Source organism: Peribacillus sp. B2I2, assembly GCF_041261685.1.
Taxonomy (GTDB): Bacteria; Bacillota; Bacilli; order Bacillales; family DSM-1321; genus Peribacillus.
This window is the reverse complement of the sequence record NZ_JBGCCB010000001.1, coordinates 1,728,581-1,743,392: the sequence shown is the minus strand read 5'-3', so window position 1 is coordinate 1,743,392 and position 14,812 is coordinate 1,728,581. Positions and strand designations below refer to the sequence as shown.

Annotated in this window: 13 protein-coding genes; all 13 read right to left on the bottom strand. The window is 40.9% G+C overall.

The genetic code is table 11. The features are described from left to right. Positions 1-143: 143 nt before the first annotated feature. Complete coding sequence (rny, locus tag ABIE66_RS08840) at positions 144-1,703, bottom strand: ribonuclease Y (protein ID WP_289317097.1); 1,560 nt, start codon at positions 1,701-1,703, stop codon at positions 144-146. A 350-nt stretch (positions 1,704-2,053) separates the two neighbouring features. After that, positions 2,054-3,100 (bottom strand): recombinase RecA, encoded by a 1,047-nt coding sequence (gene recA / locus ABIE66_RS08835; protein ID WP_370014424.1) that lies wholly within the window; start codon positions 3,098-3,100, stop codon positions 2,054-2,056. Positions 3,101-3,447: 347 nt separating this feature from the next. Then, positions 3,448-4,680, bottom strand: a complete 1,233-nt coding sequence (locus ABIE66_RS08830; RefSeq protein WP_370017005.1) for a competence/damage-inducible protein A — start codon at positions 4,678-4,680, stop codon at positions 3,448-3,450. Positions 4,681-4,702: 22 nt separating this feature from the next. Then, positions 4,703-5,287, bottom strand: coding sequence for a CDP-diacylglycerol--glycerol-3-phosphate 3-phosphatidyltransferase (gene pgsA / locus ABIE66_RS08825; protein ID WP_034313524.1), 585 nt, complete (start codon positions 5,285-5,287; stop codon positions 4,703-4,705). A 162-nt stretch (positions 5,288-5,449) separates the two neighbouring features. Next, positions 5,450-6,358: a helix-turn-helix domain-containing protein gene (locus ABIE66_RS08820; RefSeq protein ID WP_370014423.1), complete on the bottom strand. Its 909-nt coding sequence runs from the start codon at positions 6,356-6,358 to the stop codon at positions 5,450-5,452. 8 nt (positions 6,359-6,366) lie between these two features. Then, positions 6,367-7,158, bottom strand: coding sequence for a DUF3388 domain-containing protein (locus ABIE66_RS08815; RefSeq protein WP_289324435.1), 792 nt, complete (start codon positions 7,156-7,158; stop codon positions 6,367-6,369). Between the two features lie 239 nt (positions 7,159-7,397). Continuing rightward, positions 7,398-7,655: a DUF3243 domain-containing protein gene (locus ABIE66_RS08810; RefSeq protein WP_289324434.1), complete on the bottom strand. Its 258-nt coding sequence runs from the start codon at positions 7,653-7,655 to the stop codon at positions 7,398-7,400. A gap of 80 nt (positions 7,656-7,735) precedes the next feature. Beyond that, positions 7,736-8,461 (bottom strand): elongation factor P 5-aminopentanone reductase, encoded by a 726-nt coding sequence (gene ymfI / locus ABIE66_RS08805; protein WP_289324433.1) that lies wholly within the window; start codon positions 8,459-8,461, stop codon positions 7,736-7,738. A 19-nt stretch (positions 8,462-8,480) separates the two neighbouring features. Then, positions 8,481-9,767, bottom strand: coding sequence for an EF-P 5-aminopentanol modification-associated protein YfmH (gene yfmH / locus ABIE66_RS08800; protein WP_289317103.1), 1,287 nt, complete (start codon positions 9,765-9,767; stop codon positions 8,481-8,483). Next, positions 9,767-11,053, bottom strand: coding sequence for an EF-P 5-aminopentanol modification-associated protein YfmF (gene yfmF / locus ABIE66_RS08795; RefSeq protein ID WP_370014422.1), 1,287 nt, complete (start codon positions 11,051-11,053; stop codon positions 9,767-9,769). The genes yfmH and yfmF overlap by 1 nt, the downstream gene beginning before the upstream one ends. A gap of 220 nt (positions 11,054-11,273) precedes the next feature. Continuing rightward, positions 11,274-12,233 (bottom strand): ABC transporter permease, encoded by a 960-nt coding sequence (locus ABIE66_RS08790; RefSeq protein ID WP_289317105.1) that lies wholly within the window; start codon positions 12,231-12,233, stop codon positions 11,274-11,276. After that, positions 12,234-13,277, bottom strand: a complete 1,044-nt coding sequence (locus tag ABIE66_RS08785) for an ABC transporter permease (RefSeq protein ID WP_289317106.1) — start codon at positions 13,275-13,277, stop codon at positions 12,234-12,236. Further along, positions 13,270-14,805, bottom strand: coding sequence for an ABC transporter ATP-binding protein (locus ABIE66_RS08780; protein WP_370014421.1), 1,536 nt, complete (start codon positions 14,803-14,805; stop codon positions 13,270-13,272). The genes ABIE66_RS08785 and ABIE66_RS08780 overlap by 8 nt, the downstream gene beginning before the upstream one ends. Positions 14,806-14,812 lie beyond the last annotated feature (7 nt).

Below are 14,812 nucleotides of genomic sequence, written 5' to 3'. Positions count from 1 at the left end.
CTTTCTAGATTCACCTAATTATATGAATTATTCAAGTATGTATTGTAACATAATTTGGGGTAATTATAGGAATTACGCTTAACGATTAATATCGGAAAAAGAAAAACGAAGTGGTTTGCACCACTTCGTCTTTCATTAACAATTTATTTGGCGTATTCGACTGCTCTTGTTTCACGGATGACCGTAACTTTTATATGACCTGGATAATCGAGCTCTTCTTCAATCCTTTTTCGGATATCACGTGCGAGTCGATGAGCCGAAAGATCATCGATTTGTTCTGGTTTCACTAGAATCCGCACTTCACGTCCGGCTTGAATCGCAAATGATTTTTCCACTCCGTCATAGGATTCGGAAATTTCCTCAAGTTTTTCAAGTCTTCTAATGTAATTTTCAAGCGTTTCACTTCTAGCACCTGGTCTTGCAGCTGATAATGCGTCAGCGGCAGCCACAAGAACTGAAATGATGGAAGTTGGTTCCGTATCGCCATGATGTGAAGCGATGCTGTTAATGACCGTTGGATGCTCTTTATATTTGGTTGCTAATTCAACGCCAATTTCAACGTGACTGCCTTCCACTTCATGATCAATCGCTTTCCCAATATCATGCAATAAACCTGCACGGCGGGCAAGAACCTCATCCTCACCAAGCTCAGCGGCCAGTAAACCTGAAAGCTGGGCCACTTCAATTGAATGCTTAAGTACGTTTTGCCCATAACTTGTACGGAACTTCAAACGCCCTAGTATTTTGATGAGATCTGGATGAAGACCGTGAACTCCAACTTCAAAAGTTGTTTGTTCACCAATTTCACGAATATGTTCATCTACCTCACGTCTTGCTTTGTCAACCATTTCTTCAATTCGAGCCGGATGGATCCGTCCGTCCTGAACAAGTTTTTCAAGAGCCAAGCGTGCCGTTTCCCGTCTAATTGGATCAAATCCAGATAAAATGACAGCTTCAGGAGTATCATCGATAATAAGGTCAATACCTGTTAGCGTTTCTAACGTCCGGATATTTCGTCCTTCACGTCCGATAATCCGTCCTTTCATTTCATCGTTTGGAAGATTTACTACAGAAACGGTGGTTTCTGCAACATGATCAGCCGCACAACGCTGAATGGCAAGAGAAAGAACTTCTTTTGCTTTTTTATCAGCTTCTTCTTTGGCACGGGTATCACTTTCTTTAATCATAAGCGCTACATCGTGAGCCAGCTCGTTTTCCATTCGGTCTATAATGATTGCTTTAGCTTCTTCACGAGTTAAACCGGAAACACGTTCAAGCTCTGTTTGCTGCTTACGAACCGTCTCGTCCACTTTGCTTTCCATCTCTTCAATATGCTGTTGTCTTTGGTTTAGAGAATCTTCTTTTTTCTCCAAAAGGCTTTCACGTTTGTCTAACGTTTCATCCTTGCGGTCCAGATTCTCTTCTCTTTGCAATAACCGATTTTCTTGTTTTTGTAATTCGTTCCTTCTTTCACGGGATTCCCGATCCGAATCGGAACGAACTTTATGAATTTCATCTTTTGCTTCCAACAAGGCTTCTTTCTTAAGTGCTTCCGCTTCACGTTTTGCATCCTCAAGGATGTGTTCCGCAGAGCCCTTTGCCCCTGCTATTTTACTCTCAAATTTTGATTTGTGAATAAAATAACCAACAACTGCACCGACGATTAGGCCAAGCAAAGTGAAGATGATTGTCATGGGTTCCATCGTTTCACCTCCCCTTGCTATGAACTTTTTACATAAAATGTTGAACTGTCGGCAAGTACATTGCACATAAATTCAATATACAGCACTTAATTTTCAAAATTTTAGTTTGAAAAATTGTAAAATATACATATTAATTGTATAGTTGAGAATTTTTATTGTCAAGCGTTTGTCCCTTATGTATCAATGATTATTCAAGTTTTCTTAATATCAACCATCATTAACTACAGCATTCATTATGGAAGAAGTCTGGATATCTGTTTTCAATGCCATTTAATCCGCTGAAAATTTCGCACTTTTCTCACAATATATAGAAAAGGCCTAAGCGAACAAGCTTAGGCCTTTTCCTACCATTAATCAAGTAATTCAAAATGCTCTTCTGTTTCATTTTCTTCTGGTGGTAATTCATGCTCTCCATCAAGATTATAGTGATCTCTGATTTTCTGAGAAATTTCCAGAGCGATATCCTTATTTTCTTTCAAGAACAGCTTCGCATTTTCGCGGCCTTGTCCGACACGCTCTTCATTGTATGAGTACCACGATCCGCTTTTAAGGACGATATCAAGATCTGCACCCATATCGATGATTTCACCTTCCTGGGAAATCCCTTGACCATACATGATGTCAACTTCTGCTTGACGGAATGGTGGAGCAACTTTGTTTTTTACAACTTTGATTTTGGTTTTATTACCGACGATTTCATTACCTTGTTTTAATTGTTCCGCACGACGCACTTCCAGACGAACTGTTGAATAGAACTTCAATGCCCGGCCTCCCGGAGTCGTTTCTGGATTTCCAAACATAACACCGATTTTTTCACGTACTTGGTTAATGAAAATGGCAATGGTATTTGATTTATTAATGGCACCAGACAGTTTTCTAAGTGCCTGAGACATCATCCGGGCTTGAAGACCCATATGGGAATCTCCCATTTCGCCTTCTATTTCAGCTTTAGGAACAAGTGCTGCCACCGAGTCAATGACAATGATATCTACCGCTCCACTTCGAACTAACGCTTCAGCGATCTCTAAGGCTTGTTCACCAGTATCAGGCTGCGAAAGCAGTAACTCATCAATATTCACACCAAGTTTTTCTGAATACGCTGGATCTAAAGCATGCTCGGCATCAATGAATGCAGCCGTGCCTCCAGTTTTTTGTACTTCTGCAATAGCATGTAAGGCAACAGTCGTTTTACCGGAGCTTTCAGGTCCATATATCTCAATGACCCGGCCTCTTGGATATCCGCCCACTCCCAATGCTACGTCCAATGCTAAAGAACCGCTTGAAATCGTTGAAATCCTACGATCAGTCTGTTCCCCAAGTTTCATAATAGAACCTTTACCAAATTGTTTTTCAATTTGTTTTAACGCCATATCTAAAGCCGCTTGACGATCACTCACTCAATTTCCTCCTCTATATTCAAATAATCGGCTGTCCGATTAAAGGTGTACTTACGTTAGCAATTTATTTGAGATCAAGGTTTGCATCCTGTCTCAAAACCTATCTTTACTATATACTCTTTTTACTATTTTGCCAAGCAAAAAGTCGAACATTCATTCGTTTTTTTCTTGCGGGATATTCTTTGTAAAAAAGCTTTTTATCTTAATGAAATCTCCATTTCCTTTCACTTACTCCCTAAAAAAAACATTTTCATTGAATTAACTTTTTTCTTTTTTCCCTTTTTTTCAAGAAACAAACTTCTTGAACCAAATAAAAAGCAGAGCTGTAAAAAGCTCTGCTTCAGCGTTCATAAATCCCTTAATAGGTAATGACATCCGTACTTCACACTGCGAATACGGTTCTGCGCCCTGCTTCCGGAAAGGTTCAACTCTTTGAAATGAGTGTTTCCATCCCGATATGAAATGCCGATAAATACTGTCCCTACAGGCTTGCCTTCTTGTTCATCCGGCCCTGCGACACCCGTAAAGCTTATGCCTACATCCGCATCGAGCTTTTTCCGGACATTAGAGGCCATTTCCATTGCACACTCACCGCTGACCACCCCATGCTCGGAGATGGTATTATCACTGACGCCGAGGACATTCGACTTCGCATCATTCGTATAGCTGACAATACCGCCTTTGAAGACTTTACCGGCGCCTGGGATGGTTGTCAGCTGTTCTTGGAACATCCCTCCGGTCAAACTTTCGGCTGCCGCGATCGAAAGCTTGCGGACCGTCAATTCTTTTACAAGTTCCTTTATTAGCGAAGTATTATCACTTCCATAATAGAACTTACCTACCCTGCTAAGAATTTCTTTTTCCGCTTCTAAAATAAGCTCTTCGCATTTTTCTTTAGAAGAGTCTTTAGCGGTGATCCTTAACGTCACTTCCCCTTCGGCTGCCAACGGAGCAATTGTCGGATTCGTTTGATTGACAAGGAGATCTTCAATCACCGTTTCCAGTTCGGCTTCACCTATCCCGTAAAACCGAAGAACCTTGGAATCGATCCGTTCATGCTTTTCCAATTTATTCATGATCGATTCATAACCATAACTTAAAAACATCGGCTCCATTTCACTTGGCGGCCCAGGCAGGAGCATATATGTAATCCCGGATTTGGACAAGACCATTCCCGGTGCCATGCCATGATCGTTTGCCAACACTTCACTGCCTTCTAAGACAAGGGCCTGCTTTTTGTTGTTTTCCGTCATGGTCCGTTCCCGCTTTTGGAAGTAAGCTTCAATGGATTGCAAAGCTTCATCATTAAAAACCAGCTTTTTCCCTATATGGCGAGCAATCGTTTCCTTCGTTAAATCATCTTTGGTAGGACCGAGTCCACCGGTAAAGACAATCAAGTTCGCCCTTGATTCAGCGATTTCTATAGCTTGTTGCAATCGTCGGTCGTTATCCCCAACCACAGTATGGTAAAAAACATTGATCCCCATTTCCGCAAACTGCTGCGATAAGAATCTTCCATTAGTGTTATTGATTTGTCCTAAAAGAAGCTCTGAGCCCACTGCAATGATTTCTGCATCCATCTTTTCAAAACCACCATTCGTTTTACTTAGAATTAACAAATACTTCTTTGTTTTTTATAAAATAATCCAAACCTGACCATATTGTAAAGATTAATGCAATCCATAATGCGATATTAGCAAACGGAAGTGAAATGAGGGCAAACGGAAGGTTATGCAGCAATAATGCTGAAATAGAAACGATTTGTGCCCATGTTTTAATTTTACCAAGCTGGTTCGCTGCAACCACTTCGCCTGTACCCGCTAATACCAAACGCAAACCGGTCACGGCAAACTCACGACTTATGATCACGATGGCAATCCAAGACTGACCGTACATTAAATCCAGATCAACCAAAACAATTAGGGCAGCCGAAACCAGAAGCTTATCAGCCAATGGATCTAAAAATTTCCCTAAATCAGTAATCATATTATATTTTCTGGCAAAATGGCCATCGATCCAATCCGTAGTAGAAGCGATAATAAAGAGGATGGCTCCAGCTAGGTGCGCCACTGGCAAACTGTATTCTCCCCAAGTCAACGTCCCCCATGAAAAAGGTACGAGCATGATAATTAAAAATACTGGTATTAAACAGATTCTTGCTACTGTAATCTTATTAGGCAAATTCAAAACTTTTAACCTCCAAAATTTACGCCTGCCATTTCGGCAATGCGTTTTAGATCTTAACATAATGCTTATATGTATAATTTAACTCAAAATACAATCTAATATGCCGGGTGGACCATTTCCCGCCTGAATTATATAGAGAAAAAATAGTCATCTATAAGATGACTATTCGGCTTTCGTAAATTGTATCGTTACCAATTGCGTATTCACTTCAGTCGGTGAAATGGAATACTCCAGCTTCTCATCATTCACAAAAATTTCCGTTTCATACGCTCTGCCAACATTGATGACAGCTTCTTTTTCATTGGTGAAATCAACTTCCTGGCTTTTGTTCTTGTCGATGGTGCCCTGGAATAGTAATTTACCTTCACCATTTTTTATGCCAACCCATGGTGAGCCTTTGGAAGTCACCTTTAATTTAAAGGTATCCGTATCTTTTAATTCATACGTACTATTTTTACCGGTGGAACTGATGACGCTAAGTTTTTGCTCTTTCTTTTCATCTTTAACATCTGATTCATCTTCAGTCTTCTTATCAGATGAATCTGGTTTTACTTCATTCTGTTTCTTGTCTGCATTCTCTTTTTCTTCGTTAAACCCATCACTTTTATTGTAGCCCACGGCTGCATTCTCTTTAGCGTTCTTTTTATCATCATTATCTGGGTTACCCATATAGTTCAATACCAGTACCCATATCAAAACGGCCACACCAATTACTAAAACGACAGCCAAGATCTTCGGTAACATTTCTACAACCTTCGAATCCCCTGCCGGTATCGTTTTTCTGGATTGGACCCTTGAAAGCTGTTCTGGCAATTCCTCGCTATAGACTGAGGGCACTTCACTCTTATATTGTTCAAAAATCTCTTCTGAATCCACCCCGACCGCTTCACAATATTGCTTTATGAATGCCCGTACATAGAACTTTCCAGGCATCATACTGTAATTTCCTTCTTCAATGCCAATGAGGTAACGCTTTTGAATCTTCGTTAATTCCTGTAAATCTTCTAGGCTAAGACCTTTTGCTTCCCTAGCTTCCTTTAATCGATTACCTAACTCAGTCAAATAAAACACCTGCCATTTTAAAAGTCAAAGGAACCAAAATCGGACCCTGAAAACTGGTCTTTTTGGTCTACAACTTCATATGTTATTTCTTCTTCTGGATTGTTTCGCAATTCAATAATATAATCAAAGTCTTCTAGGGTATACTCCGTATTTTGGACAAAAACATCCGGATGTTCAATGACTTTAACAGCATCAAGCCTCATTATTTCGCGAATCAACTGCCAATGACGCTCATTTGCACGGCGAGTGGAAACAATTCCATCTAAAATGAACAAATTATCATTATTATATTCATCCTCAATAAGCTGACTGCGGATAGTCTGCTTCAAAAGGGTCGATGACACAAACAACCATCTCTTATTAGCACATACACTCGAAGCAACGATAGATTCAGTTTTCCCGACACGTGGCATGCCTCGTATCCCGATTAATTTATGACCTTCCTGTTTAAATAGCTCGGCCATGAAATCGACAAGCAAGCCTAGCTCATCACGGACAAACCTAAAAGTGTTCTTCTCATCAGCATCGCGCTGAATATAACGGCCATGCCTGACAGCGAGACGATCACGCAATTTAGGTTCCCGCAGCTTAATGACCTTTATCGTATCCATCGTATGGAGGATTGATTCGAATCTTTCTATATTACGGCTGTCTTTCGCCAACAAAAGTAAACCACGCCTGCCTTCATCGACCCCGTTAATAGTGATGATATTGATGGACAGCATACCCAGCAGGGAGGAAATATCCCCTAATAAACCAGGACGGTTCACTTGAATTTCATATTCAAAATACCATTCTTTATTCTCCACGATAACACTCCTTAAGCCTAAAAGCTTTTACCCAACATCCGGGGCAAAACTTATCCACCGTAAATTTCAAGATTTGCACCCATTAATTATTATTGTCTAGCTTCTATAATATAGCATTTCGGGATAAGTTAAAAGGAAAAACCCTATAAAAATATTCATTTTTATATAAGAGGATAAATAGTGATCAACTTCAATCCAAAGGCCCTGTTAATTAATAACAGGGCCTTTGGATTGATATTTTACTTTGATCCATTGTTCTCGACTAACTTGACCATAACGCTTGCCATGGCATGTTTTTCTTGATCGCTTGCGACCGACCAAAGATCAGCAAGTACTTTCTCTTGATCATTCTGGGGCTCAACCTGCTTAGCAAGGTAATCACCGATTTCGTAAGCCAAGTTGTTAACAGCACCTTCTGACAAACCTTGTTGTTCACCTTGATTTAATCTGTCGCCTAAGAAATTTTTCCATTGATCCCAATTGTCTAGTACAGACATGAATGGTCACCCTTTCCTTCAAAATAGTACAAAGATATTTTGTGAAGGAACCGAGGAAATTATACATGTCTTTAAAAAAATCATGTGTACCATCCACCATTTACGCCTAAGATTTGTCCAGTTATATAAGATGACTTGTCAGAAAGCAAATAATATACGGCCTCGGCGACTTCTTTCGAATTGCCCATCCTGCCCATTGGGATATCACCTTTGATGATTTCCAAATCTTCAGCACTGAAGGATTCGAGCATGGAAGTGGAAATCGCACCGGGGGCAACGGCATTCACCCGGATTCCATTAAGGGATACTTCTTTGCTAAGCGCCTTGATAAAAGCATTTTGACTGCCCTTGACCATTGAATATAATACTTCACAAGATGCACCCGTCTGCCCCCAAATGGATGTGACCGCAACAATGGCGGCCTGTTCTTGGTACATCAGCTTAGGAAGAAGTTCCTTTGTTAATTGGAAAGGGCTCGTTACATGCAACTGGACCATTTCATTGACGATTTTCTCATCCATGTCCGATATGAGCCCATAATAACTATTGCCACTATTTAGGACGATTGCATGAAGGGCAAAAATATTTTCCGCCAATTTCTTGTAGCCGTCCGGTGCAGCCAAATCTGCTTGAACCGGAATAAGTTCTACTTGATGAGGCTTCAGTTCTTCAATTAGTTCAAGGATCGCTTCTTCATTGCTGTTATAATGTAAATAAAGTGAATAATTCTCCTCAGCGAGCTTTATAGCGATTTCCCTGCCGATTCCTCCACTGGCTCCAGTAATAAGGGCAAAACGTTTCCCCACATTCCCGCCCCCTTTTATATTATTTAGGAAGTACCTGACAGACAGTCATCCGTTCTTCGGATATTAAGTCATTGGCGACGTTCCTGATATCTTCCATCTTTAGTTTTTCCAATACTGACACCACATCGAACAGGTTCATATCATTGAAAGCATATCTGGTGAATTGGTTCGCTATATATTCCGGCGAATTCAGAGAACGAAGGAAAGAACCGATTTTTTTCTTGATCGTCCTTTGCAGGCTTTCTTCATTCAAGCCTGTTCCTGCTTTTGATTTTTGCAGGATAGCAAATAAAGACTCGGTCAACTCATCAGGTTTGGCACTGTCCCCGCCAATTAACGCAAACCCAAAACCTTGTTCCTGTGTATAATCATAGGAGAAGCTTTGATCGATCAACCCTTTCTCGTATAGCTCCTCATGCAAAGGTGAACTCTTGCCAAACAGCATTTCCAAATAAATATTGGTCGCCAATTCCCTTTTCAAAAGCTGTGAACCGGATTGATGGACATTGATGGCCTTGATGCCCAGCATCACTTTCGGTGTCTGGACATTCATTTTTAAGATTTCCTTATCCTTGGCAACGGTTTCCGGCTCTTGGTCAAATTTACGTTCCACCTCAGGCTGTTCGTTGTACCCTTTATTATTTTGATTATCCCGAATCAGCTTCATGGTACTTTCGACTTCTACCGGTCCTACAACGAATAAGAGCATGTTGCTAGGATGATAAAACGTATTATAACATTCGTAAAGCATATCTTTGGTAATATCAGCAATCGATTCCACAGTACCGGCAATATCAATTTTCACTGGATGTTGATGATACATATTGGCTATCGTCCCGAAATATAACCGCCAGTCTGAATTATCATCATACATATTGATTTCCTGCCCAATGATCCCTTTTTCCTTCTCTACCGTCTTTTCCGAAAAGTAAGGATCCTGGACAAAGTCGATTAAAGTCGTTAGATTCCTATCGAAATCGGACGTGCTTGAAAATAAATAAGCTGTACGGGTGAAGGAAGTAAAAGCATTTGCAGAAGCTCCCTGCTTTGAAAATTGCTGAAAAACATCGCCATCTTCCTTTTCAAAAAGCTTATGTTCAAGAAAATGGGCAATACCATCGGGTACTTTAGAGAATTCCGTTTGATTCAATGGTTTGAAATGGTTGTCGACTGAACCATAATTGGTCGTGAACGTCGCAAATGATTTATTGAACCCACTTTTCGGAAGAATATATACTTCGAGGCCATTATCCATTTTTTCATGGAAAAGTTCCTCTTTCAATTGAGTGAATGCTATTTTCTCCATTACCCTTGCACCTCCGCTTCTGTTAGGAAGTAAATCGTATCAAGCTGAATCTTTTGACCTACGGCAATGATTTCTTCCTTTGTCGTCCGTTCTGTTTTTGCAAACCACTCGTCGAGTGGTATATTCTGCCCGGAAACCACATTATGATATAAAATTTCTACCAGTCCTCTCGAAACGTCTATCGTTTCAAGGAGCTGGTTCTTGACGACCGCCTTTGTCTGTGCCAGTTCTTCTTCAGAAAAGTTCCCTTGCTTCATTTCCTTCATTTGTGCATGAATGATCTCCAGTGCTTGCTTGTAGTTGGCATTTTCGATGCCGGCCATGACCATTAACAGACCTTTATGGCTTTCGAGCCTTGAAGCTGCGTAATAAGCAAGGCTGGCTTTCTCCCTGACATTAATGAAAAGTTTTGAATGTGAAAACCCACCAAAAATACCATTGAATAGCTGAAGTGCATAATAATCCGGATCACCATATGCAACATGGGTTCGATAACCGATATTCAATTTCCCTTGTTTCACATCCGAATTTTCTATGATCTCTTTTTCCTTCTCCATCTCCACTACCTTGCCCGTCTTCCTTGGCAGGCTCACCGGCACTCGTTCTTCTAGTGACACATACTTATCAGCTAGAGCCTCTACTTCTGCTTCATCGATATCACCGATCACATATAAATCGATTTCATCCTCAGTCAGAATTTTTTTATAATAAGCGAAAAGGGACTCAGGCGTTATCGTTTCCAAGTCTTGTATGTTACCGCTCGCTTCTAAAGCATATGGTTCGTTTTTGCACATTTCCTCTACAAGCCGAGTAGCTGAATATCGCATTTTGTCATCGGAAATGGATTGAATTCGCTGTTTTAAAGAACGGATTTCATTGGAAACCGTTTTAGAGTCAAAGGCTTCGCCATTCGTTTTCGGATGAAAGATCACCTCTGATAGTAATCCAAAAGCCTTTTCCAGAAGCGGCGTTGAATCACTGAGGAATTTTTCATTGACGATATCGATCGTAAAACTTATGATTTGATATTCACCTTTTTTAGCTACATCGACATAAAACCCTGCCCCATATAAATCATCAAGATAAGATCGAAGCTCGGGTGTTGTAGGATATTTACTTGTGTTGCTTTGTAACACATATGGCAGCAATGCACGATATGTAACTTCCTCTTTTGTCAAAGGGGCTTTCATCTTCAGCACGAGAGTATTCGTTTTATATTTACCCGTACGGACCACATGAAGCTTGTAGCCGCTTTTTTCCGTAATTGTATCGGAAGCAATAGACATGAATAATCCTCCTCATTATATAAATCACCTTTATTAGCTTATTGTTTGTAGATCTGAACCCTTTTAAACATCTACTTAAAATATACATGTGAAAGGAAAAATCATGCAAGTTACAGCTACTTTTTTTGGTTTTTCACCAGATCTCCATCAATAAGGCCCGAACTTCTGCTTATATAAAAGGAAAAACCGGTCAGCAAAGTTTGCTGACCGGTTAAGTAACTTATCTTTTTCCTTTGATGTATGGCTGTCCGGATGCTTTTGGAGCATCTGCACGTCCAATGAAACCAGTTAGTGCAATGATCGTCAGAACATAAGGAGCGATCAAGAGGTAAACCGATGGAATATCCTTGAAGAAAGGAAGGCTCGAGCCAACGATACTTAAACTTTGAGCCAAACCAAAGAATAACGCTGCACCCATTGCCCCGATTGGGTGCCACTTACCAAAAATCATGGCGGCGATGGCCATGAAACCTTGACCATTTATTGTCGCATGATTGAATTCATTCGAAAAGATGGTAGCATAAATCGCTCCGCCGATACCGCCAAAAGCACCTGATAATAAAACGGCGGCATATCGGATTTTCGTAACATTGACACCCATCGTGTCAGCAGCCATGGGATGCTCCCCAACCGCCCGAATCCTTAAACCAAATGGTGTTTTATATAGTACATACCAAACGACAAATGATATTAGAACCGCTATATATACGATATAATAACCATTTGCGAAAAAGATAGGTCCTATAAATGGAATATCACTTAATAATGGAACATCAATCCTTGGGAATGTTTCTGTGATTCTGTCAGTTTGTCCTTTATCAAAAATCAACTTCACCAAAAACATGGTTAGACCTATTGCCAATAAGTTGATGGCGACCCCACTAACCGTTTGGTCCGCCCTGAACGTAATGCATGCCACAGCGTGTAGAATGGAAAATAGCAAGCCAGCGATCATAGCCGCCAAGACTGCAAGCCAAGGAGTCCATTCTCCAAAGACATCAGCGAACATTAAGTTAAAAACAATCCCTGTAAAGGCACCAATGACCATCAATCCTTCTAAACCGATGTTTATGACACCTGCTCGTTCAGAAAATACTCCTCCGAGTGAAGTAAAAATAAGTGGAGCAGCTAGAGCAATCATAGAAGGAATAATAATTTGTAACACTTGGTAAAAATCCACTTATTTCACCCCTTTCTTAAATCGAGCGGCAATCCAACGAATAAAATAACTGGATGCGACGAAGAAAATAATCAATGCTATGACAATATCTACAATTTCACTTGGTATGCCAGTTTCTAGCGGCATATTTAAGGCCCCTGCTTTCAGTCCCCCAAATAATAAGGCTGCGAGAACAACACCAATAGCCGTATTCGCTCCAAGTAAGGCTACCGCAATCCCGTCAAAGCCCATACCTGTGAATCCACCTTTGACCGCTGCATAACCAAAAGTTCCAAGGCCTTCCATAGCACCCGCAAGTCCTGCAAACGCACCCGAAATAACCATGGAAAGGATGATGTTCTTATTTACGCTCATCCCTGCATATTCGGAAGCGTGCTGATTAAAACCTACCGCTTTCAGTTCAAATCCCGTTTTTGTCCTTTCGAGAATGAACCACATGATGATGACGCAGATTATCGCTACCACTATCCCCCAATGCATCCGGGAAAAATCCGTAATGCTTTCAAAAAAAGGAGACCGAAGTGATGCTGTATCAGCAATTCTTTCTGTTTTATCCAGCTTTTCTGTCATAACATTCCGGATTAAGTAATTCGTTACATATAAAGCTGTATAATTCAACATGATAGAAACGATTACTTCATGCACACGAAACTTCGCTTTTAAATAACCAGGGATGAATGCCCACAAGGCACCAGCAGCTGCCCCAGCTAAGATTGCCAACGGCAAATGTATAATCCTAGGAAGCTCGAAAGCAATTCCGACCCAAACTGCCGCAAGCCAGCCAACAATCAATTGCCCTTCAACGCCGATATTGAATAGGCCCGTACGAAAAGCAAAAGCCACTGCCAAACCAGCTAGGATATAAGGAATGATTGTCCTGACGGATTCCCCTACATAATACGAATCCCCAATAATCCCGTTTATCATAGAGCCATAGCCGGCAATTGGGTCATAGCCGCTTACTAACATGATTATGGCCCCAACGACTAAGCCGAGGATAACCGCTATTAACGGACTGGTTAATTTAGATAAATACTTAGACATTTTGTTTCCCACCTGCTTCCGTCCGTTTACTGCCGGCCATAAGAAGACCCAGCTCCTGTTCAGTCGTTTCTTTCGGATCGACGATTGCGACGATTTCCCCTTCGTATATAACGGCAATTTTATCGCTTACATTCATGATTTCTTCCAATTCAAATGATATGAGGAGTACCGCTTTTCCTGCATCCCGCTGTTCAATCAGACGTCTATGGATAAATTCGATCGCTCCTACATCAAGCCCGCGAGTAGGCTGTGCGGCAATCAACAAATCCGGATTCCTATCAACTTCCCGGCCGATGATTGCTTTTTGCTGATTCCCGCCAGAAAGAGCCCTTGCCGGGGTATATTCACTCGGAGTTCGAACATCGTAACTTTTAATCAAGGAACGGGCTTTTTCAAATATTTTTTTTGAATTCAAGATACCAGCTTTTGAGAAAGGCTTTTGATAGTAGGTTTGCAAGACAATATTTTCCCCAATGCTGTAATCGAGAACCAAACCATGCTTATGTCTGTCTTCTGGTATATGGCCGACGCCTGCTTCAGTGATTTTACGCGGCTTCAGATTCCTGATTTCTTTTCCATTTAGCTTTATGGAACCTGCTGTTGTCTTCCTTAGGCCAGCCAATGCTTCGATTAATTCGGATTGACCATTTCCATCTACACCGGCGATTCCGACAATTTCTCCTGCACGGACAGCTAAATCCAAGTTCCGAACTGCCGAAACTCCCCGGGAATCCTTGACTTCCAGTTCCCGAACCTCGAGAACTACATCAGAAGGGACAGCTGCCGTTTTTTCCGTTTTAAAAAGAACTTCCCTACCGACCATTAAGCTGGCCAATTCGTTAGGGTTCGTTTCGTTGACATTCACTGTACCAATTCCTTGCCCTTTGCGTATAACCGTTACTCGGTCACAAACCTCCATGATTTCCTTAAGTTTGTGTGTAATTAAAATGATGGATTTCCCCTCTTTGATAAGGGCTTTCATAATATTAATCAATTCCTTGATTTCTTGAGGAGTCAGCACAGCGGTTGGTTCATCAAAAATCAATATCTCCGCTCCTCGGTAAAGCGTTTTAAGAATTTCGACCCGCTGCTGCATCCCTATCGAAATATCGGCAATTATTGCATAAGGATCAACACTAAGCTGATATTGTTCTGATAGTTTCCTAACTTCCTCACTCGCTTCTTTTAAATCGATCTTACCCGCTTTTGATGGTTCTTTTCCTAAAATTATATTTTCCGTTACTGTAAAAGGATCAACTAGCATAAAATGCTGATGGACCATTCCAATCCCTAACTCATTAGCAATGTTTGGACTTGTAATCTTGACTGGCTTACCATTCACACGAATTTCTCCCTGCTCAGGCTGGTATAAGCCAAATAAAACATTCATCAAAGTAGATTTACCCGCGCCATTTTCACCTAATAATGCGTGAATTTCCCCTTTTTTCACCTGCAGGGTAACGTTATCATTTGCCACGATGCCTGGGAATTCCTTACGGATATTGAGCATCTCAATTACATATTCCACGTATTAT